The 19,494-nt window shown below is 33.4% G+C and carries 26 protein-coding genes and 1 tRNA gene; 8 read left to right on the top strand and 19 right to left on the bottom strand.

What is annotated here, in order from left to right:
- Positions 1-21: 21 nt before the first annotated feature.
- The 6 genes from OD803_RS01510 to gpmI are packed head-to-tail and all read right to left on the bottom strand — an operon-like array spanning position 22 to position 4,763.
- Positions 22-390 carry a DUF423 domain-containing protein gene (locus OD803_RS01510; RefSeq protein WP_262732107.1) on the bottom strand — a complete coding sequence of 123 codons (369 nt, stop codon included), beginning with the start codon at positions 388-390 and terminating at the stop codon, positions 22-24.
- Positions 391-398: 8 nt separating this feature from the next.
- Positions 399-1,163 (bottom strand): class I SAM-dependent methyltransferase, encoded by a 765-nt coding sequence (locus tag OD803_RS01505; protein WP_134198652.1) that lies wholly within the window; start codon positions 1,161-1,163, stop codon positions 399-401.
- A gap of 5 nt (positions 1,164-1,168) precedes the next feature.
- Positions 1,169-1,951, bottom strand: coding sequence for a DUF3050 domain-containing protein (locus OD803_RS01500; protein WP_262732106.1), 783 nt, complete (start codon positions 1,949-1,951; stop codon positions 1,169-1,171).
- 9 nt (positions 1,952-1,960) lie between these two features.
- Entirely contained in the window at positions 1,961-2,779 is an 819-nt protein-coding gene (gene map / locus OD803_RS01495) for a type I methionyl aminopeptidase (RefSeq protein ID WP_262732105.1), read from the bottom strand.
- 1 nt (position 2,780) lies between these two features.
- On the bottom strand, positions 2,781-3,194 hold the full coding sequence (locus OD803_RS01490) for a BT0820 family HAD-type phosphatase (protein ID WP_262732104.1): 414 nt from the start codon (positions 3,192-3,194) through the stop codon (positions 2,781-2,783).
- A gap of 51 nt (positions 3,195-3,245) precedes the next feature.
- The gene (gene gpmI / locus OD803_RS01485; RefSeq protein WP_262732103.1) at positions 3,246-4,763 is read right to left on the bottom strand and encodes a 2,3-bisphosphoglycerate-independent phosphoglycerate mutase; all 1,518 of its coding nucleotides are present in this window, start codon (positions 4,761-4,763) and stop codon (positions 3,246-3,248) included.
- 261 nt (positions 4,764-5,024) lie between these two features.
- On the opposite strand from gpmI, the gene OD803_RS01480 reads away from it, so the two are divergent.
- A complete protein-coding gene (locus OD803_RS01480) occupies positions 5,025-5,420 on the top strand; it encodes an ankyrin repeat domain-containing protein (RefSeq protein WP_131505942.1) in 396 nt (131 codons plus the stop codon).
- Positions 5,421-5,471: 51 nt separating this feature from the next.
- On the opposite strand, the gene OD803_RS01475 is transcribed toward OD803_RS01480, so the two are convergent.
- The gene (locus OD803_RS01475) at positions 5,472-6,242 is read right to left on the bottom strand and encodes a M48 family metalloprotease (RefSeq protein ID WP_262732102.1); all 771 of its coding nucleotides are present in this window, start codon (positions 6,240-6,242) and stop codon (positions 5,472-5,474) included.
- A 97-nt stretch (positions 6,243-6,339) separates the two neighbouring features.
- Positions 6,340-6,795 (bottom strand): GNAT family N-acetyltransferase, encoded by a 456-nt coding sequence (locus tag OD803_RS01470; RefSeq protein ID WP_262732101.1) that lies wholly within the window; start codon positions 6,793-6,795, stop codon positions 6,340-6,342.
- 57 nt (positions 6,796-6,852) lie between these two features.
- Between OD803_RS01470 and OD803_RS01465 the strand changes: the two genes are divergently transcribed.
- Both OD803_RS01465 and OD803_RS01460 read left to right on the top strand, forming a co-directional pair.
- Complete coding sequence (locus tag OD803_RS01465) at positions 6,853-7,278, top strand: GNAT family N-acetyltransferase (RefSeq protein ID WP_262732100.1); 426 nt, start codon at positions 6,853-6,855, stop codon at positions 7,276-7,278.
- Positions 7,279-7,327: 49 nt separating this feature from the next.
- Positions 7,328-7,400 (top strand) — tRNA-Gly (locus OD803_RS01460).
- Positions 7,401-7,430: 30 nt separating this feature from the next.
- Here OD803_RS01460 and pepE read toward each other — a convergent pair.
- Positions 7,431-8,138, bottom strand: coding sequence for a dipeptidase PepE (pepE, locus tag OD803_RS01455; RefSeq protein WP_262732099.1), 708 nt, complete (start codon positions 8,136-8,138; stop codon positions 7,431-7,433).
- A 150-nt stretch (positions 8,139-8,288) separates the two neighbouring features.
- Here pepE and OD803_RS01450 point away from each other — a divergent pair, with 150 nt between their 5' ends.
- From OD803_RS01450 to OD803_RS01435, 4 genes are all read left to right on the top strand, one after another.
- Complete coding sequence (locus OD803_RS01450; RefSeq protein WP_262732098.1) at positions 8,289-9,104, top strand: carboxypeptidase-like regulatory domain-containing protein; 816 nt, start codon at positions 8,289-8,291, stop codon at positions 9,102-9,104.
- Entirely contained in the window at positions 9,082-9,954 is an 873-nt protein-coding gene (locus OD803_RS01445) for a carboxypeptidase-like regulatory domain-containing protein (protein ID WP_262732097.1), read from the top strand. The genes OD803_RS01450 and OD803_RS01445 overlap by 23 nt, the downstream gene beginning before the upstream one ends.
- Before the next feature lie 52 nt (positions 9,955-10,006).
- A complete protein-coding gene (locus OD803_RS01440; RefSeq protein ID WP_129759246.1) occupies positions 10,007-10,294 on the top strand; it encodes a twin-arginine translocase TatA/TatE family subunit in 288 nt (95 codons plus the stop codon).
- 117 nt (positions 10,295-10,411) lie between these two features.
- Entirely contained in the window at positions 10,412-11,917 is a 1,506-nt protein-coding gene (locus OD803_RS01435) for a S8 family peptidase (RefSeq protein WP_262732096.1), read from the top strand.
- Between the two features lie 64 nt (positions 11,918-11,981).
- Here OD803_RS01435 and OD803_RS01430 read toward each other — a convergent pair whose 3' ends face one another.
- The 9 genes from OD803_RS01430 to OD803_RS01390 form a co-directional block, all read right to left on the bottom strand.
- Complete coding sequence (locus OD803_RS01430) at positions 11,982-12,365, bottom strand: DUF3037 domain-containing protein (RefSeq protein WP_262732095.1); 384 nt, start codon at positions 12,363-12,365, stop codon at positions 11,982-11,984.
- Positions 12,355-13,134: a HipA family kinase gene (locus OD803_RS01425; RefSeq protein WP_262732094.1), complete on the bottom strand. Its 780-nt coding sequence runs from the start codon at positions 13,132-13,134 to the stop codon at positions 12,355-12,357. Before OD803_RS01425 ends, OD803_RS01430 begins: the two co-directional genes overlap by 11 nt.
- Before the next feature lie 5 nt (positions 13,135-13,139).
- Positions 13,140-13,787 (bottom strand): O-methyltransferase, encoded by a 648-nt coding sequence (locus OD803_RS01420; RefSeq protein WP_262732093.1) that lies wholly within the window; start codon positions 13,785-13,787, stop codon positions 13,140-13,142.
- 78 nt (positions 13,788-13,865) lie between these two features.
- On the bottom strand, positions 13,866-14,177 hold the full coding sequence (locus tag OD803_RS01415) for a GIY-YIG nuclease family protein (RefSeq protein WP_131505932.1): 312 nt from the start codon (positions 14,175-14,177) through the stop codon (positions 13,866-13,868).
- 31 nt (positions 14,178-14,208) lie between these two features.
- The gene (locus OD803_RS01410) at positions 14,209-15,294 is read right to left on the bottom strand and encodes an amidohydrolase family protein (protein ID WP_262732092.1); all 1,086 of its coding nucleotides are present in this window, start codon (positions 15,292-15,294) and stop codon (positions 14,209-14,211) included.
- 83 nt (positions 15,295-15,377) lie between these two features.
- Positions 15,378-15,914 carry a 3-hydroxyanthranilate 3,4-dioxygenase gene (locus OD803_RS01405; protein WP_262732091.1) on the bottom strand — a complete coding sequence of 179 codons (537 nt, stop codon included), beginning with the start codon at positions 15,912-15,914 and terminating at the stop codon, positions 15,378-15,380.
- Between the two features lie 24 nt (positions 15,915-15,938).
- Complete coding sequence (locus OD803_RS01400; RefSeq protein WP_262732090.1) at positions 15,939-16,721, bottom strand: SDR family oxidoreductase; 783 nt, start codon at positions 16,719-16,721, stop codon at positions 15,939-15,941.
- Positions 16,722-16,754: 33 nt separating this feature from the next.
- Entirely contained in the window at positions 16,755-17,072 is a 318-nt protein-coding gene (locus tag OD803_RS01395; RefSeq protein WP_262732089.1) for a GIY-YIG nuclease family protein, read from the bottom strand.
- Between the two features lie 36 nt (positions 17,073-17,108).
- Entirely contained in the window at positions 17,109-18,554 is a 1,446-nt protein-coding gene (locus tag OD803_RS01390; protein WP_262732088.1) for an aldehyde dehydrogenase, read from the bottom strand.
- A gap of 120 nt (positions 18,555-18,674) precedes the next feature.
- Between OD803_RS01390 and OD803_RS01385 the strand changes: the two genes are divergently transcribed.
- Complete coding sequence (locus OD803_RS01385) at positions 18,675-19,025, top strand: SdpI family protein (RefSeq protein ID WP_129759236.1); 351 nt, start codon at positions 18,675-18,677, stop codon at positions 19,023-19,025.
- A gap of 22 nt (positions 19,026-19,047) precedes the next feature.
- Here the strand turns inward: OD803_RS01385 and OD803_RS01380 are convergent, their stop codons facing one another.
- On the bottom strand, positions 19,048-19,479 hold the full coding sequence (locus OD803_RS01380; protein WP_262732087.1) for a RidA family protein: 432 nt from the start codon (positions 19,477-19,479) through the stop codon (positions 19,048-19,050).
- Between the last annotated feature and the right edge of the window lie 15 nt (positions 19,480-19,494).

Below are 19,494 nucleotides of genomic sequence, written 5' to 3'. Positions count from 1 at the left end.
CAATTTAAAGGCTTTCCTTTTTTATATAGTTTGTAACAAGATGAACAACCAACCAGCAACGAAAAGTAAACCTCCAATAGGCGTAATTGGTCCTAAAAAGCGTAATTTCTTTCCTTTGGCATCACTTAAAATTAAGCCATAGATACTAAAAGAAAAAAGGACAATACCTAAAGTAAAACACCAATACATAGCTGATGTAGAGAACTCTTGATTAAAACCAAGTATTAACAAAACAATAGCATGATACATTTGATATTTTAAGCCAGTTTCAAAACTTTTAAGTTGATCTTCAGATAGTGTTTTCTTTAATGCATGAGCTCCAAAAGCACCAAATATAATGGCTAGCATTCCGAATAAAGCACCTGTAATAATAAAAACTTGTTGTGTCATATTAAGAGTTATTTATAAACAACCGGAATAATTTCACCTTTTGCTAAACAGTATTTATGTATGTCAGCATCAGATAACGATGCGGTGTAATCTACTTCTTCAACCTTGAAACCAATACGTCTTAATTTGTCAAAATAATCACGACCATAAATACGCACATGATCATATTGACCAAAAATTTTAGCACGTTCTTTTTTATCAGTTATACTATCGTCTTCAAACGTAGTTTCACGGTTTAAATCTTGCGGAATTTGAAAAACACCAAAACCACCAGGCTTCATAACACGATACAATTCCTGCATGGCTTTAGTATCATCAGGAATATGCTCTAAAACATGATTGCAAAAAATAACATCATAGCTGTTATCAGCAAACGGAAGGTTACAAATATCAGCTTTTACATCAGCAATAGGTGATAGTAAATCTGTGGTTGTATAATCTATATTTTTTAGTGCTTTAAAACGTTTTAAAAAACATTGTTCTGGAGCAAAATGCAGCACTTTGTTTTTCGCTGAAAAGAAATCAGTTTCATTTTTTAAATACAACCACAACAACCTGTGACGTTCTAAACTTAAGGTTGAAGGCGACAAAACATTGTTGCGCTGTGTGCCATAACCATAAGGTAAAAAGGTTTTAAAGCTTTTACCATCAATAGGATCAGTGTGGTTTTCTCCTTTTAAAAATGTTGCTATAACAGGACGTACTAAATAACTAAACCTGATTAATAACGGTCTAGGTATGAGGTTTAGTAGTATTTTAAAAAGCTTTTTCAAACAGTTTAAGCTAATATGGTTTTGTTAGAAAGTATATTTTCATAAATGCCATCCCAAAGCGCAATACGTTGTTTTAATGCATCTTTAGCCACTTGTAATACATCTTGCCATTTTTGGTCGTCATTACCACAAAGTTCTTCAATCATTTTTAATGATAAAGGTCCGTGCTCGTCTCCATCAAGCTCTATATGTCTGTTAAGATAATAGGTTAACTTGCTGTAAGAATGATCATTGGTTTGTGACTGATTGATAATTTGAAAAAACATATCAGGAATCACATCTTCACGACCAAAAGTAAATGCCGAAGCTATTTTGTGAGCTTCATTTGTGCTGATAATTTCAAACGTATAGTTGATGAAATTTTCGGTAGCAGTATCTAAATTACAGTTTTTAATAGCATTTTCAAGCGAATCACCATTATTTAAAAACTGTACTAATTGATGCATTTGAGATGTGCTAGCACCTATTTGATTCATGGCGTCTAGATACATTTCGTAATGACTTTTAGGAGCTCCTAGTTCGTTAACATCACTTTCTTCACCTAAAACAATTTCATTGATAAAACGTGCAGTTGCAGGATTTTTTGCTGGTAACCAAGGTAACGATGTTGTTGTTAATTGGTTTTGTAGCGCTTTTAAAAGTGACATAAAATCCCAAACAGCAAATACGTGCTGTTCCATGAAAATTTTAATATCATCAGGTGTTGAAAGTGCTTTGTATAGGTCGTGATTATTTAAGGAGTCTCTTAATGATTTAAGTTCCTTTTCAATAAACTCAATGGTATTCATAATGAGAAATTAAAGAATTAAAGCTTGTTGTCTAAACTCATTTTCTTCGTCAGACGTAATGCCTAAAGCTTCATAAACATAAGCAAAGGTTGATAGTATTTCTGGTTTGCCATCAACTAGAGCTACGTCGTGTTCAAAATGTACACTAGGCTTTCCGTCAAGCGTTACAATTGTCCAACCATCTTTAAGTTGTTTTACACGATGTGTGCCACCATTAATCATAGGTTCAATGGCTACAACCATACCTTCTATAAACTTTTTTCCTCTACCACGTCTACCGTAATTTGGCATTTCAGGGTCTTCGTGCATTTTACGTCCAAGTCCATGTCCTACTAATTCACGCACTACACCATAACCTTGAGTTTCGCAATGGTTTTGAATGGCATAACCTACATCGCCAACACGGTTTCCAGATTTAAATTCTCTAATACCAACGTAAAGCGATTCTTTAGTAACTTCTATAAGTTTTTTAGTTTCAGGGTCAACTTCGCCAACTTCAAAAGTGTAAGCATGGTCACCATAAAACTCGTTCATTAATGCACCACAGTCTATAGAAACTATATCGCCATCTTCTAGTGGTCTGTCTGTAGGTAAACCATGAACAACAGCTTCATTTACACTGCAAAGTAATGTAGATGGGCAGTCGTAAAGACCTTTAAAACCAGGTAATGCACCTTGAGCTCTTATAAAATCTTCTGCAAGTTTATCTAATTGATTAGTGGTAACGCCTGCTTTTACTTCTTTAGCAAGCATACCAAGTGTTTTTGATACCACCAAAGCACTTTGGCGCATCAATTCTATTTCTTCTTTTGTTTTTACTATAATCATCTTATTTTCTTAAAAATGAAAACAAACCTTTTTTCTTTTGGTTTGATTTCATGTTTGGAGTTTCGTTGGTTATCAATTGGTATACTTCTCCCCAACCTAAAGCACCTCCAATGTTTCTGTCGTCAATAAAAATGTCAGCATATATTTTTCGACTCTTTGAATAGTCAAATTTTTCTTCAGGAAAGCTCTTGTTTACAGCATAAAACTGTATGCCTTTATCTTCACAAAATTTTACTGCTTCGTCTAATTTTGATCCACTTCTATAGGTCCATAATATTAAGCGATGACCATCATCTTGAAGTCGTTTTAAGGTTTCAAACGCAAAAATTCTAGGTTTTCCTATTTTAGGATAACCGTCTTCAACGATTGTACCATCAAAATCTACAGCTATAATTAACTTATCCTGAAAATTCATCTTTCATTTTTTAACGTTGCAAAAATACATAAAATAATGGCATTGACTTAATTATACCAATGGATGTTGTGTCATGGCTTTTGGCTGCTCAACACCCATTAATTTTAATATTGTTGGAGCAATATCTCCTAAAATACCATCTTTAATTTTTGTTTTATCGTTGTCAATTAAAATTACTGGAACAGGGTTTGTAGTATGTGACGTGTTTGGTGAACCATCAGGATTTATCATGGTTTCACAATTACCATGGTCTGCAATTAATAATGTAGTATAATTATTTTTTAATGCAGATGTAATCACATCTTTCACGCATTTATCTACAGCTTCACAGGCTTGTATTGCAGCTTCCATAACTCCAGTATGTCCTACCATATCACCATTTGCAAAATTGAGACATACAAAGTCTACTTCGCCTTTATCAAGTTCTGGTATTAAAGCATCTCTTAGTTCGTAGGCACTCATTTCGGGTTTTAAATCGTAAGTCGCTACTTTAGGAGAGTTGCGAAGTATTCTAGTTTCACCTTCAAAAGGAGTTTCTCTTCCGCCTGAAAAGAAGAATGTTACATGAGGATACTTTTCGGTTTCAGCCATTCTAATTTGAGTTTTATGGTTCTTTTCAAGAATTTCTCCCAAGGTTTCAGTAAGGTTGTCTTTGTCAAAAACAACATTAATTCCTTTAAATGAATCGTCATAATTGGTCATTGTTACATAATGTAAATCCAATTTATGCATGTTTTGTTCATGAAAATCCTTTTGAGATAAGGCTTCAGTAAGTTGACGTCCTCTATCTGTTCTAAAATTGAAGAAGACAACCACATCACCTTCTTTAATTTTTGCTACTGGCTCATTATTAGTATCAAGATTAATAATTGGTTTTATGAATTCGTCAGTAACATTATTGTCATAACTGTTATCGATAGATTTTAAAATATTTGTTGATGTTTCTCCTATACCATTAACTATAGCATCATAAGCTAGTTTAACGCGTTCCCAGCGTTTGTCTCTATCCATAGCATAGTAACGACCAGTAACTGTTGCAAGTTGGGTGTTTGTGTTTTTTATATGTGACAGTAACGATGTGATAAATCCGTAACCAGATTTTGGATCAACGTCTCTACCATCAGTAAATGCATGGACATAAGATTGCTGAACACCAAATTCTTGGGCTGCATCAATTAACCCAAACAAGTGATTAATGTGTGAGTGAACACCACCATCGCTTACCAAGCCTAAAAAATGAACAGGCTTGTTATTGCTTTTAGCATAATTAAAGGCATTAACCAAAGCAGCTTCTTTACCTAATGTTTTATCTTTAACAGCAAGGTTTATTTTAACCAAGTCTTGGTAAACAATTCGTCCTGCACCAAGATTCATGTGTCCAACTTCGCTATTTCCCATTTGACCTTCTGGTAAACCTACATGTAAACCGTCAGTTCTAAGGCTAGCATGAGAGTAATTGTGGTATAGTGAATCTATATAAGGCGTTTTTGCATTGTCAATTGCTGAAACTTTAGGGTCAGGAGATGTTCCCCAACCATCAAGAATCATAAGAATAACTTTTTTGTTCATAGTGGAATGGCTTTAAGCTTCAAAGATAAAAGTTTAAAGTAGTAACCTTAAATTTTAAGTACCAAAAAAATGAATTTAAAGATTTATTATATGATTAACGACTTATTGTTAACCATTTTTTTCAATTTAATAAAGCCTTAACATATTTGTTTGTAAAGCGTTAAATAAATGTTATTTATAATTTTTATGTGTAACAGAACGAGAAATATGTCGTCTCTTTAGTATAATCAAAAAACAATCAATTAATTTAAATCTTTCATCATGAAAAAAACAGTAATTATTTTAGCAATTGCATTAGGCTTTTCGTTTAGCACTTTTGCAACAACTACGACATCTAACAATTTTAAAATTGTAAAAGCAGAAAACTCAGTTAGCCCATTTTGTGCATCAATTGCTAAAGGAGATTTTGAAACCGTAAAAAAACTTATTGAATTAGGTGCTGATGTAAATCAAAAATCTAATGGAATGACACCGCTTATGTATGCGGCAAAATTTAATAGAGTTGAAATTTTAAAGCTTTTAGTTGAAAATGGAGCAGATTTAAAAAAGAAATCTGATAAAGGGTATACTGCTGAAAAGTATGCTGAATTATCTAATGCTCAAGACGCAATAAAAGCTATCAATCATTTTGAATCTCAAAAGAAAAGAAAAGCTTAACTTATGTATTAATAAGTTGGTTGGTTAGTTAGTTGTAAAAAGACTCCTTGTTTAGGGAGTCTTTTTATATTTAGTGATAGCTTCTCTAATTTTTTCTATTCTATTGTCTGGGTCAGGATGTGTGCTTTGAAACTCAGGGACTCTGTTAGGTCCAGCAGCAGCTTTTAATATTTCCATTACACCTATCATTTCTTCAGGGTTATATCCTGCTTTAATCATAAATTTTACGCCTAAATCATCACTTTCTAGTTCGTCTCCACGACCATTGGTTAGTAAAGTTTGTTGACCAATTCCACTTACTAATCCACCCATATCAGCGCCAACCGAAGCTCCAGTTGTAACAGTGTTCCAAAATTCTGATTCTGCAATACGTTCTGCTGAATGTCTACCTAAAACATGACCAATTTCATGACCCAATACACCAGCCAGCTGGTCTTCATTTTCTAATTTAGAAAATAAAGCATAGGTGATAAAAATTTGACCTCCTGGTAATGCAAATGCATTTATAGTATTTGGGTCTGCCAATAAATGAAATTCATACTGGTAAGGTGTTTGGTTGGCAATACTATTACTTACCAATTTATTTCCAACATTATCAACTAACGCTTGATAACTTTCATTAGGGTGCAAACCTCCATGTTGCTGTGCCATTTGTGGAGCACTCTGTAAACCAATTGCGATTTCTTGGTCAGAAGTCATATTTATAGTTTGAACCCTTCCTGTAAATGGATTGGTTTCTTTACTACTACATCTTTTAATAAATGCAAAAGCAACTATAGCTATGCCTATTAAAAGTCTTATTTTAAATTTGTTGCTTCTCATGTTAGTTAGGTATTAGTTGTAATAAATTTACAAAAAAAATAGCTTAATAATTCTAGGGGATTTTTAATATGTTTTTAAAATAAGCGCATGAAATTTATTAAATATCTTTTTGCATTGTAAAGTGTAACCCTATTTTTTCAATATTAAAAGGTTTGCCAATAATTGAAAATCCATTTTTTTCATAAAATGGGACAGCAATTTCTCTTGCGTTACACCAAATAGTAGTAATGCCTTTTTCTTTAAGTAGGTTTTCTCCATAATGTATTAAAGCATTGCCATATTTTAAACCTTGAAATTCTTTCAATACAGCCATTCCTCTTAATTGATATTGTTTTTTAGTTTCAAGTAAAGGTGTGTTGTTTTTCATATAGGTCACTACGCCTACAAGCTTGTTTTGAGAATATAACCCTACGTGGTAAGTGGTTTCTAAATCGTCATTTTCAAAAATACAATCTTCAATAGGTCGTCCCTCTCTTAAAACAGGGTGCCTTACACTATAAGTGTCTTTAGATGCGATAAGCTTTATGGAGTAATTAGTTGTGTTTTTAGACATAAATTATTGGTAAAGTGTAGCCGCAAATTAATTATCTTCACGAAATATTTCAAGAAGATGTCTCCAGTATTTAAAATTATTAAAAAATCTGAAATAAACACGATTATTCCTTTAGTTAAAAAGTTGAATAATAACACCGTTTCAGATGCTGTTTTAAAAGAACGATTTGCTGAAATGATAACGCAAAACTATGAGTGTGCTGTAATTTATGATGGTGAAAAGCTAATAGGAATGTCGGGAATGTGGTTTTGTACACGACATTATGCTGGTAGAAGTGTGGAAATTGACCATGTTTATATTGATGATGACTATAGAGGCAAAGGTTTGGGAAAACAATTTTTAAGTTGGATATACAAATATGCCGAAAGTAAAGGTTGTAAAGCTGTGGAACTCAATACTTATGTTCAAAATTATCCTTCGCATAAGTTTTACTACAACGAAGGGTTTGAAATACTAGGATATCATTTTTTTAAAAAGCTTTAATTTTTTTCTTTATTAAGAAAAAGAGTTTACATATATTTGCATCCGCATTGCGGGAGTAGCTCAGTTGGTAGAGCGTCAGCCTTCCAAGCTGAATGTCGCCGGTTCGAACCCGGTCTCCCGCTCAAAAGACTTTACTTAAAGTAAAGTCTTTTTTATTTTAAGGTGTTTAGTTCTGTGCCAGTTTCTACTTCAAAAGGAGCTTTGTCATATTCAAAAACACGAGCATTCAATTCTCCTTTTAAAATAATTGAATCGCCTTTTACTTCAAGCCAGCTACCTTCTCTTAGCCCTACAACAGGTTGTGTGTTGAATTTATGAAATTCTTTTATTCGTGTCTCTCTGGTTTCTCCCATGTGAGTACTGCTTGGATCAGGATCTAAATAATGCGGATTGATATTAAAAGGTACAAAACCAAAGGTTTTAAAACTTGGTGGATATACAATAGGCATATCGTTGGTAGTATTAACGGTAAGCCCACAAATATTGCTTCCAGCACTTGTTCCTAAATAAGGCGTGCCATTATTTACAACAGCTTTTACGGTTTCAATTAAATCATTTTTATAAAGCTGATTAACCAAAACAAAAGTGTTTCCGCCTCCTGTAAAAATCCCTTTTGCATCTTGCAATGCTTCTTTAGGGTTTTCAAATTCATGAATACCTTTAACAGATTTTCCAATCTTTGAAAAAGCATCATTTACTTTAGCTGTATATTCATCATGCGTTATACCTCCAGGTCTTGCATAAGGAATAAAGAGTAGTTCATTAGCATCCTTAAAAAAAAGTTTCAATTCTGGTAAAATATATTCTAAAGTGCCACTACCATGTACAGTAGATGTGCTGGCTATAATTATGTTTTTCATTAATGTTGTGTTTATACCAATTTTATTTTTTTTGGTATTGATTATTTTGTTGTAAATTTAAGTAAACATAGCTTTTAACAAAAGTTTATGTGTGTTTTGGAATTAAATTAAGATATGAAAACTTTTCTTTATAACATAAAACCAACCCTTATGCAAAAGTACCTATTTGTTATATTCATGTTAGTGTCTGTATTTCAGATGAGTGCCCAAAATCTCAAGCGTGTTGAGGTTAAAGGTAAAGTTGTGGTAGATAGTGATGATGTCATAGGAATTACTGTTTTTAATTCATCTTCAAATAAAGGAACGACTACTGACGAAAATGGAGAGTTTACCATTGCTGTGGCTTTAAACGATAGAGTTGAATTTGGAGCACTACAGTTTAAAGATTTTGAAATTGTAATTGACGAATATGTTATAGCGTCAAAAAAGCTAACAGTTTTTTTGGTTGAAGAAGTAAACAAACTAGACGAAGTTGTTATTCTGCCTTATGACCTTACTGGAAATTTAACTTTAGATGTTGAAAGTGTAAGAACTTTTAACCCAAATATGGATCCAATTTATTTTGGTATTGACAACGTACACGAATATGAGTTTTCTGACGATATAAGATCACAGTCAGATAATATAGCAATGCATTCGCAGTCTCAAACGATGCAAAACGGACTTAACGTTATAAATGTGGTAGGGTTTTTATTAAAACCACTTTTTAAGTCTAAAGGAGAGAGAGCATCGACTCGCTCCAATGTTCCTGACATTCCAACAAGTACGTTTAAAGACCATTACACCGAAGAATTCTTATATCAAAATTTCAAGATTCCAAAGGATAGAATCAATGAATTTATAATTTATGTTGAAGATCATGGTTTAGACTATAGTTTGTTAGATAAAGGTAATGAACTTGAGTTTTTAGAATTTATAAGCCAAAAAAGTAAGCAGTTTTTAAATGAAACACCTCAAAAAGATTAAAATTAGTCTGTTTGAAAACTATTTATATGCTCCAAATTTTGCTGTGAAATCAAACTTGTTTTCAGACAGAGCATTTATAAATGTATTCAAAAGAAGCTTACTTGTTTTTTCTCTTTTAACCGCTTTTGTAATGCAGTCGCAAACTGTTACACTTTCAGGTAGAGTGATAGCAAATGATGACGTTGAAGGTATTCATATTATAAATAAAACAGCAAGTAAATATACTACTACAGGTGAAAAAGGCGAGTTTGAAATTCCTGCAGCGCTCAACGACACCATTATTGTTTCAGGTGTTAAATATTTAAGAGAAGAAATTGTCATTTCCCAAAACCATATTAATTCCAAGTCGCTTGAAGTGAATCTTACTGAAAATGTTAATGAGTTAAACGAAGTTGTGGTTGGAAAAATCTTGTCAGGTGATTTAACTTCTGATATAAAAAACTCAGATGTTGAACGAGATATAAACTTTTATGATGTTGGAATTCCTGGTTACACAGGAAAGCCAAAAACACAAAGCGAGCGAAGACTTTACGAAGCCCAAACAGGTAGTGGATTAATTCCTTTAAATCCAATTTTGAACTGGATTTCTGGTAGAACAAAACGCTTAAAACACTTAATTGAATTGGAAAAACAAGATATTCAAATGAATAGAGCTATATCAGAGTTTTCAGAAATGCTTTTTGAAATAGATGATTTGGATGAAGCCCAAAGAATGGAGTTTTTCTATTTCAGTTCAGAAGATCCAGAGTTTATGCAAATTGCAAAAGAAAAAAATGATATAAAACTGCTTGAGTTTTTACAAATTAAGCTTAAAGCTTACAAAGCAAACGTTAATTCTTCCCAAGATTAAAATTCAATGTTAAATAGTACGTTCTAATCTAACAACTCATTATATTTGCAAAGTGATACAAGCAGCTACATTTTTATTCATTGGTACTACAGAAGTTATGTTTATACTTGTTGTAGTGGTTTTGGTTTTTGGAGCCGACAAAATTCCTGAGATTGCCAAAGGCTTAGGAAAAGGTATGCGAGTACTTCGCGATGCGTCAAACGATATTAAATCTGAAATTACTAAAAGCGCTGAACAAAATGGTATTGATACCAGTATTACTAAAGATGTTCAAGACGAAATAAACAAGGTGAAAGACGATCTTGAAGATTTCACAGGTTCGGTAAGACGTAAATTGTAAATATTATATTCGTAAAATTGTATTTAGTTTTTTGTCGAAAACTAAGTTATTCAATTAATTTTTTTGAGATTATTTAATATATTTAGAAAATCATTAACCATCTAAATATATATTTACATGAGAAGACTCTACGTTAAAGTCATTTTACTTTTGGCTATTACTGTGGTTTCCTGTTCTAAGGAAGATGCCACATTTCAAGAAGAAGACATTCAACAAGTATTTCCTGAAAACCCTTTAACCATTGAAGAAATTAATGCAACCATCAATGCAACTATTACCAATACTGGTGATTTTGATTGGAATGCTGCTGATACCCATTTTTTATGGAGTGCAGTAAAGCATGGGCAAAATTTACTTACTATTGGTTATGGAAGTGAAGGAGAATATTTTTCAGAAATTAGAACACGAGACATTGAAAATAAAAAGGAAGCAGTATTAAATATTGTTTTGGAGCAAGAAGGTGTTGCTAAGGAGGATTTAAAACTAGTAGAACACGAAATTATTAATGTTGTTGATGTGTATGTTGACAATATTAATACAATTATAGCGCTTAAAAAGAGTCCTTATGTACGCTATTTAGAACCAAATGGTTACAATCAATTTGGAATGAGTGCAACTGCAAGATCAAGTTCAGGATGTAGCAAAAACGGAGAGTCAATAAACACCTCGCATTACACTACAGTTAGTCCTAACAATGCACAAGTGTCATGGCATTTTAGTGAGCATAACATTCCGCAAGCATGGAATTTAAGTACTGGCTCAGGAGTAACTATTGGATTGATTGATACTGGAGTATCACAATCACAATCGCTGTTGAATTCTAGTGGGTTTAACGATGGAGTTTCCAATGGACGCTTCGTTCAAAAGTATGGTACGTTTATAGATTCAGCTTGGTGGTGGAGTAGTAATTATGATGGACCACATGACAAGTGTGGGCATGGAACAGCAATGGCGTCTACTATGGCTGCTCCAAGAAACGATAACGGAATGCCAGTAGGTGTTGCTTATAACTCAAATTTGGTAGCTTATAGAGCAACTGAAGATGTGCTTTTAAATGATTACCATGAACGTAAAGGTGTGTCAGCTGCGTTAACCCAATTGGGAAATAGAAGTGATGTGAAAATTATTTCAATGTCTATTGGTTATGTATGGTCAATAGGAAATATTAAAGATGCTGTAAAATATGCTTACAGTAAAGGCAAACTTATTTTTGCAGCAGGAGGAACGTCAACCAGTTTTACTAATGGCTTTGGTGTAATTTTTCCAGCAACAATGAGCGAGACTGTTGCTGTAACAGGAGTTGATGATGGGAGTAATTATGAACGTTGCGACACTTGCCATAGCGGAAGCAAAATAGATTTTACCATTATTATGGAAGGTGATAACAATACTAGTAAAGCACCACCAGTTTTAGGGTTTTACAATGGTGAGCGTCGTTATACAGGAGGTTCATCGGTTGCCACTGCAACAACTGCAGGTATTGCTGCTTTGGTATGGTCAAGATATCCTAATTGGAGCAGAACACAAGTACTAAACCGTTTAAAGACTTCATCAGATTTTTACCCAAATAAAAACGGAAGTTTTGGTTATGGTAATATTGATGCTTTACAAGCTGTACAATAATAAAAACACTTTATAAATTAAAAAAACCTCTCAGTATTGAGAGGTTTTTTGTTTGTATTGTTAGCTATAATACGTGCTTTTCAAAAATTTTATTTAATTCTTCTTCTGGATTATCGGTTAAACCAGAATGTGTTTTAGAACTTTGTATTACTGTGCTTCTTGAGGCTGCTAACCAACGAAATCTATCAGAAAGTTCAAATTGTCCAATTGCTCCAGATAAAGGTGAGCCTTTACAAATTAGTTCCCAAGATTTTAAATGATTATTGATGTCTTCTATGTCAAGTTCGCAAGAAAAAGCCTTTAACTTCTCATTGTCGACATGATATTTAACATTAAGAAATTTTTTTCGTTTAGAGTATAAAATGACTCCAACATTAAAAAACTCTTCGCGTTCAACCTTTGGAACGAGTCTAATTATGGCATATTCAAAAGTGACTTTATCTTGCATTTTCGATTTCGTTTATTAGAGCATCAATGTTTGATAGTCTAGAAATTAAATAGCTCAAATAAGCTGTTCTTATTTGACTTGGGTTTAACGCATCAGATTCATTTAGTAGCCAATTTTCGGGTATTGTATTAATAATGGTTTCTAACGTGTCTTTATTTAAAGTTTCAATGATTGTTTTTGAAGCTTCATCAAGACGTGTTGCCTGTTTAACTAGTACATGGTCTTTTATAAGAGGAAATGTTCTTGTTAGATGACTTTCCCAAGTAGCCCAATTATGATGAAAATAGAAGCTAGCACCATTGTCAATAACCCATAATTCTTTATTCCAGTTAAGCAGGTTTGTGTTTTTGACTGTTCTGTCTATATTGCTAATAATACTATCTAATAATACAATTTTTGAAGCTGTTAAACTATCAACGTCAAACACTAAAGGGTCGTAAGTAATAGAACTACTTAAATAATGTAATCCTAGATTTAAGCCTACACTAAATTTAAGTAAGTCTTGTATCTCTTCGTCAGGTTCTGTTTTGCTAAACGAATCGTCTAAATTCATAAACACTAATTCAGGAACTTTTAAACCAATAGCACGTGCTATTTCACCTCCAATTAATTCGGAAATTAGTGTTTTTTTTCCTTGACCAGAACCTCTAAATTTTAGTACATAGAGAAAACCGTCACTAGCTTCAACAATAGCAGGTAAAGAACCACCTTCTCTTAAAGGTGTAATATATTTTACAACATCAACAGTTCTTATGTCTAATGTGTTCATACTATTTATGATGGTAGTTTTCTACTTATTGTTAATCCGTCTCTTATTGGTAATAAAACGGTTTCTACTCTAGGGTCATTTTTTAAAAGCACATTGTACTCTAGCAATGCTTTAGTTGATGCATCGTCAGGTTTTAGTGCTTCAATAACTTTTCCGCTCCACAATACGTTGTCAGATAAAATGATGCCACCAACGTTGAGTTTGTCAATAATGGTGTGAAAATAGTTTACATAATTTGGCTTATCAGCATCTATAAAAACTAAATCAAAAGTCTTATTTAGTTTTGGAATAATTTCCAGTGCATTACCTAAATGTTGATGAATTTGATTTCCGTACTGTGATTTGTCAAAATATTTTCTTTGAAAATCTACCAGCTCTTCATTAATATCTATAGTATCTAATTCACCATTATTTTGCATGCCTTCAGCTAAACATAAAGCCGAATAACCAGTGTATGTGCCTATTTCAAGGATGTTTTTTGGGATAACCAATTTTGAAATCATGCTCAACACTCTACCTTGATAGTGGCCACTGAGCATACGTGGCTGTAATATTTTTTGATAGGTTTCTCTAGTAAGTTGTTGTAGTAATTCTGGTTCGTTTTCAGAATGTGCTACTACGTAATCATCTAATTGTTGAGGTAAAAAGTGCATAATGTTTATTTGTAAATGTTAGGTTGACCACCACATTGAGTTTAGTCTAGTTTTGTCAGGTCGAGCGCAGTAGAGACCTTAAGGTTTATATTTTGAATGTGATGCATTTCTACATTCAGAAAGAATTTGTAATAAATTAAAATTTTCACTTGCTAGAGCTAATTTTTTCTTTCCACTCCATTTTTTAATTTTCTTTTCAAAATAGATAGCTTGATCAATATCATTAAATTTTTGATAAAAAATTAACTCTAAAGGTCTTCTTTTATAAGTGAAACAATCTTTATTTAAACCTTTTTGATGTTCTTCAAATCTTCTAGATATATTGTTTGTAATACCAGTATAAGTTAATCCATCAGAACATTTTAATATGTAAACATAGTATGATTTCATAATACCTCTCGACTGCGCTCGAGGAGACACGTTATCCTAAAATTCTATTAACCAATTTTTTCTTAGCATCTTCATCATCACCACATAACCATTGTATAACGTTATCTTCCCACATCGCATCACGTTCTTCTTCTGTAATTATGTTTCGTTCTATAGCTAAATCCAAAATTTTACCAGGATATGAAGACTGTTTAGCGCTTTCCATTTCTCCTAAAGGATAAGGATCGTCTAATCCCATTAAAACCTGTTTAGAAGTTTGGTTTTTTATAAGTAATGATAAACTTCCTGTATCATGAACTAAGGTGTCAAAAAAGATATTTTTGTGTCCAACTGCTTTTCGTGGGTGGTGTTTGCCTTCAAATAAATCTGGTCTACCGTCAAACCCTTGTATACGTCTTCCCAAGTTTATCTGTGCCAACTGTCCACCATGAGCAAAACAAGTACGCATATTAGGATATTTGTCTTGATAACCGTTTAAGGTTAAAAAGTGATACGCATCTGCACATTGGGCTAGCATCCAAATAAGGTGAAAACGCCATGAGGTGTTTTCTAGCTTTATAAATTTTTCACCATCATAAGGATGAATTTCAACAGCTAAATTATACTTGTTCGCTAATTCAAAAATAGGCTCATTTTCTTCATCAAAAATGCAACGCCATGTCCCAATCGTATCCATGTAATGTGTTGGTAAACACAATAAACGCATACCTAATTCTTCCACACAACGTTCAATTTCCCAACAAGCACCACGTACAAATCCAGGATGTACTACAAAGCCACAAGTAAACTTGCTTGGGTTGTCATGTTGAATTTTAGCATTAAAATCATTTTGAAAACGTAAGGCTTGCTTCATTTCTTCAACACGTAATCCGTTTCCGTAGAGTTGAGAAAGGTTTAAAACGACTGCATGGTCTATTTTAAAACGCTCCATCCACGCTAACTTTTCATTAAGGAAGAAACTAGAATCTGTAATGGGTCTATTCCAATCTTTTTGAAGCATGTATTTACGGTCTTTATCTACCCAAAAAATACCTTTATCCTTCATAAATTGAGGAATTTCTTCTGGGTAAGGCAGTAAATGTGAGTGACCGTTAATTCTTAGTTTGCGTTTTTCCATTTTCTGTCATTCCTGCAAAAGCAGGGATCTTTTATTTTAGAATTAGTTATGATTTAAATTCTTTGCTTAGCTCTAAATGAAAGTTAGTCTTCTAGCTGAACTTTTTTTGGTGGCTGCATAACATGTCCACAGTTAGGACAACTGCGTTTATCAGAATCACCATAATATTTATCAAAAATTTTAGGCATATCAGTTTCAATATTGTCTAGAGTAAAATCTTCCTCATACAGTTTTGTTGTACAGTTTTCACAAAACCACAGCAAAGCATCTTTTACACCTTTTTCACGAGGATACTCTATAACCAATCCAACTGTGTTAGCACCACGTTGAGGTGAATGCGGAACTTTTGGAGGTAACAAAAAGATTTCACCTTCTTTTATTTGAATATCTTTTGGCTCACCGTTATCAATAACTTTTAAGGTAATATCACCTTCAACTTGATAGAAAAACTCAGGAGTTTCATTGTAATGATAATCCTTTCTACTATTTGGTCCACCAACAACCATAACAATAAAATCACCATCTTTCCAAACCACTTTGTTACCAACAGGAGGTTTTAGTAAATGACGGTTTTCTTCAATCCATTCTTTAAAATTTATGGGAGGATATAATTTACTCATGACGTTTGATTTTATGTTATAAAGTTACAAAGATTTTGTTCGTCCACCATCAACAGGAAGGTTAATTCCGTTAATGTAACTGGCACATTCACTAGCTAAAAAAGTGATGGCTGCAGCTAGTTCTTCAGGTTTTGCAAAACGCTTTGCTGGTACAGCGCTTTTCATCGCATTAGCAGCATCTTCTTCTGTTTTACCAGTTTTAGCGCTTTTGTTTTTGATGATTTCGGTTAATCGTTCAGTTCCTGTAGCACCTGGTAATACGTTGTTTACTGTAATACCAAACTGTCCAAGCTCATTAGCTAAGGTTTTACTCCAGTTGGCTACTGCACCACGAATGGTATTGCTTACACCAAGTCCGTCTAAAGGCTGTTTTACAGATGTTGAAATCACATTGATAATACGTCCAAATTCTTCAGCTTTCATAAACGGAACAACCGCTTGTGCTAAAACGTGATTGCATTTTAAATGCTGTGTAAAGGCATTTTCAAATTCTTCTATTTTAGCATCAAAAACTGGTCCACCAGCTGGTCCACCAGTATTGTTTACTAACACATGGAATCCGTGATTATTTTTGATGTAGTTCTCTACTTTTTCTCTTAATTCCATCGGATTAGAAAAATCGGCAACGATATAATCGTGATTTCTATGTTGAGGTAATTCGGCTAAAACAGCTTTTAGCTTGTCTTCGTTTCTTGCTACTAGAGTGATGTTTGCACCTTCTTCGGCTAAAGCTAGAGCTGTAGCTTTACCTATTCCTGCTGTGCTACCACAAACTAGTGCGTATTTGTTGTTTAAGTTTAGATTCATAATTCTGTCTGGTCGAGCGCAGTCGAGACCTATTTAACTGTTCGGTTTATAATTAGAATGTGTTGCATTTCTACATTCGGCTAAAATTTGCAACAAATTATACTCTCCATTAGCTAAAGCAAACTTCTTTTTTGCACTCCATTTTTTTATTTTCTTTTCAAAATATATTGCTTGTTCTACATTGTTAAACTCTTGATGAAATATTAATTCTAAAGGTCTTCTTTTATATGTAAAACATGTTTTATTTAATCCGTTTTGGTGTTCTTCAAATCTCCTAGATATGTTATTTGTTATTCCAGTATAAGTTAACCCATCTAAACATTTCAATATGTAAACATAATACGTTTTCATAATTAACCTCTCGACTGCGCTCGAGGCGACATCAAATTAATACTTTATACACACATTCTTAGCCTCAGTAAAAAAGCGTAAAGCTTCAAATCCACCTTCGCGACCAACTCCGCTTGCTTTAACGCCACCAAAAGGTGTGCGTAAATCGCGCATCATCCAAGTGTTTACCCAAACAATACCTGCTTGTAGTTGGTTGCTCAATCGCATTGTTCGATTTAAGTTATTGGTCCAAAGTGTTGCTGATAATCCGTATTTTACTTTATTAGCCATGTTTAAAACGTCATCTTCAGTTTTAAATGGCATAATGGTAACTACTGGGCCAAAGATTTCTTCTTGGTTCACGCGACAATCGTCTGTTTTTACTTCGATAACTGTTGGTTGTAAATAGTAACCGTTTTCGTAGCCTTTAACAGTAACTTCGTTTCCGCCACATAAAATAGTTGCGCCTTCTTCTTTAGCAATTTCGATGTAGCTTTTTACCTTTTCGAGATGCGGTTTTGAAACTAATGCTCCAATGTTTGTGTCTTTTTGAGAAGGATGACCAACTTTCAAACTTTTAACTTTTTCTACAAAGTCAGCTTTGAATTTATCATAAATAGTTTCCTCGACAAAAATTCGGCTTCCGCATAAACAAATCTGACCTTGATTGGCAAATGACGAGCGTACGGTTGTATTTAACATATCTTCATAATCACAATCGGCAAATATGATGTTTGGGTTTTTTCCGCCTAATTCTAAAGATAGTTTTTTAAACATTGGCGCAGCAACTTTGGCAATATGTGCACCAGTTGCAGTTCCACCAGTAAAGCTAATGGCTTTGATATTTGGGTGCTCTACAATGGCTTGACCTGTTGATGTTCCTAAACCGTGAACAATATTTAAAACGCCTTTTGGTAATCCTGCTTCATTGCAAATTTCGCCTAACAAATACGCTGTCATTGGTGTGATTTCACTTGGTTTGGCAACTACGCAATTACCTGCTGCTATTGCTGGTGCGATTTTCCAAGTAAAGAGATATAGTGGTAAATTCCATGGACTAATGCAGCCTACAACACCAATAGGTTGGCGAAGTGTATAATTTACAGCGTTTTGACCAACGCTTTCGTGACTTTCACTTGCAAATTGTGTAATGGCATTTCCAAAAAACCTAAAATTACTTGCAGCTCTAGGTATATCAACCATTTTAGCAAGACTTACTGGTTTTCCGTTGTCTTTACTTTCGGCTTCTGCAAAACGGTCTAAATTGACTTCTAGTAATTCTGAAATTTTAATTAGAATTCTGCTGCGTTCTTCTATTGTGGTTTGCGACCAACTAGGAAAAGCAGATTTTGCGCTTTGGTAGGCATACTCAACATCATCTTTAGAAGAATTTGGGATTTGTCCATATACTTCACCATTTGAAGGATTGTAGTTGTCAATCCAATTGTTAGATGCTGGGTTTTCAAATTGACCGTTTATGTAATTTTTTATTGAGGTTGACACAATTGTTCAAATTTTATGGTGTTTTTCAAAAGTACGAATTAGTGGAAAGTTTTACTATGTATTATAAAAACAATACTCAGATTTTAAGAAATTTGCCTGTCTTTAATTATCTTTATTTGCATGAACGATCAAAACTCTTTTTCCATAATCTTGTTGACTTGTGCTTTTATGCTGTTTTTAACAAGTTGGTGGTATTTAAAGCGAACACCTAAATACAGCAAATCATACAAAGGTTTGACTAAGTCTAAGTATGAAGGTAGAAGTAAAGCTCATTGGGATTTTTCCCATATTTATGGTGGTACACTTTATTTTAAGCTTGCAATTGTTTTGCTTATACTGGGTGTACTTGGGTTTTTTATTGATTTTGGATTTATGATAGGCTTTATAATGGCTATTACAATTGTTTGCATAGGCATAACTATTATTAGAATAAAGGTCGATAATGCCTTGATAGATCGTTTTGGTAAATAATTCTTTATTAAACGAATATTCTTTAGTCTTGTTTTTTATAAGCCATCACCTTAATCTCAACCACCAAATCTGGATGTGGTAATTGATGAACCGCAACGGTTGTTCTTGTTGGTCCAGTTTCTTTATCAAAAAATTCAGCGTAAGCTTTATTATAATCAGCAAAGTCATTCATGTTCACTAGAAACGATGTGACATCAACCACATCTTTTAAGCTCGCTCCAACGGTTTGTAGATTTTTGTCAATATTTTTTAAAACCTCTTGTGTTTGGGTGTAAGCGTTTAATCGTTTTGTACCCATTTCATCTATACTATCAACACCAGCAATAGTGTTGTCTTTTCTGCGCGAACTTGTACCTGATACAAATATAAAATCGCCTACTATTTTTACATGTGGATAAGCGCCTCTTGGTGTTACGTTTGTTCCTTTGTTCATAATGTGTTTATCTTTTGTCATTCTGAACTTGATTCA

The sequence above is a fragment of the Gaetbulibacter sp. NE genome, assembly GCF_025548475.1.
GTDB classification, from domain to species: domain Bacteria; phylum Bacteroidota; class Bacteroidia; order Flavobacteriales; family Flavobacteriaceae; genus Gaetbulibacter_B; species Gaetbulibacter_B jejuensis.
This window is presented reverse-complemented; position numbering and strand designations above follow the sequence as displayed.

What these genes read in the sequence shown, in the direction of transcription:
- OD803_RS01510 (WP_262732107.1), bottom strand. Translation starts at nt 390, where the DNA reads ATGACACAACAAGTTTTTATTATTACAGGTGCTTTATTCGGAATGCTA.
- OD803_RS01500 (WP_262732106.1), bottom strand. Translation starts at nt 1,951, where the DNA reads ATGAATACCATTGAGTTTATTGAAAAGGAACTTAAATCATTAAGAGAC.
- map (WP_262732105.1), bottom strand. Translation starts at nt 2,779, where the DNA reads ATGATTATAGTAAAAACAAAAGAAGAAATAGAATTGATGCGCCAAAGT.
- OD803_RS01490 (WP_262732104.1), bottom strand. Translation starts at nt 3,194, where the DNA reads ATGAATTTTCAGGATAAGTTAATTATAGCTGTAGATTTTGATGGTACA.
- gpmI (WP_262732103.1), bottom strand. Translation starts at nt 4,763, where the DNA reads ATGAACAAAAAAGTTATTCTTATGATTCTTGATGGTTGGGGAACATCT.
- OD803_RS01480 (WP_131505942.1), top strand. Translation starts at nt 5,025, where the DNA reads ATGAAAAAAACAGTAATTATTTTAGCAATTGCATTAGGCTTTTCGTTT.
- OD803_RS01475 (WP_262732102.1), bottom strand. Translation starts at nt 6,242, where the DNA reads ATGAGAAGCAACAAATTTAAAATAAGACTTTTAATAGGCATAGCTATA.
- OD803_RS01470 (WP_262732101.1), bottom strand. Translation starts at nt 6,795, where the DNA reads ATGTCTAAAAACACAACTAATTACTCCATAAAGCTTATCGCATCTAAA.
- OD803_RS01465 (WP_262732100.1), top strand. Translation starts at nt 6,853, where the DNA reads ATGTCTCCAGTATTTAAAATTATTAAAAAATCTGAAATAAACACGATT.
- pepE (WP_262732099.1), bottom strand. Translation starts at nt 8,138, where the DNA reads ATGAAAAACATAATTATAGCCAGCACATCTACTGTACATGGTAGTGGC.
- OD803_RS01450 (WP_262732098.1), top strand. Translation starts at nt 8,289, where the DNA reads ATGCAAAAGTACCTATTTGTTATATTCATGTTAGTGTCTGTATTTCAG.
- OD803_RS01445 (WP_262732097.1), top strand. Translation starts at nt 9,082, where the DNA reads ATGAAACACCTCAAAAAGATTAAAATTAGTCTGTTTGAAAACTATTTA.
- OD803_RS01435 (WP_262732096.1), top strand. Translation starts at nt 10,412, where the DNA reads ATGAGAAGACTCTACGTTAAAGTCATTTTACTTTTGGCTATTACTGTG.
- OD803_RS01430 (WP_262732095.1), bottom strand. Translation starts at nt 12,365, where the DNA reads ATGCAAGATAAAGTCACTTTTGAATATGCCATAATTAGACTCGTTCCA.
- OD803_RS01425 (WP_262732094.1), bottom strand. Translation starts at nt 13,134, where the DNA reads ATGAACACATTAGACATAAGAACTGTTGATGTTGTAAAATATATTACA.
- OD803_RS01420 (WP_262732093.1), bottom strand. Translation starts at nt 13,787, where the DNA reads ATGCACTTTTTACCTCAACAATTAGATGATTACGTAGTAGCACATTCT.
- OD803_RS01415 (WP_131505932.1), bottom strand. Translation starts at nt 14,177, where the DNA reads ATGAAATCATACTATGTTTACATATTAAAATGTTCTGATGGATTAACT.
- OD803_RS01410 (WP_262732092.1), bottom strand. Translation starts at nt 15,294, where the DNA reads ATGGAAAAACGCAAACTAAGAATTAACGGTCACTCACATTTACTGCCT.
- OD803_RS01405 (WP_262732091.1), bottom strand. Translation starts at nt 15,914, where the DNA reads ATGAGTAAATTATATCCTCCCATAAATTTTAAAGAATGGATTGAAGAA.
- OD803_RS01400 (WP_262732090.1), bottom strand. Translation starts at nt 16,721, where the DNA reads ATGAATCTAAACTTAAACAACAAATACGCACTAGTTTGTGGTAGCACA.
- OD803_RS01395 (WP_262732089.1), bottom strand. Translation starts at nt 17,072, where the DNA reads ATGAAAACGTATTATGTTTACATATTGAAATGTTTAGATGGGTTAACT.
- OD803_RS01385 (WP_129759236.1), top strand. Translation starts at nt 18,675, where the DNA reads ATGAACGATCAAAACTCTTTTTCCATAATCTTGTTGACTTGTGCTTTT.
- OD803_RS01380 (WP_262732087.1), bottom strand. Translation starts at nt 19,479, where the DNA reads ATGACAAAAGATAAACACATTATGAACAAAGGAACAAACGTAACACCA.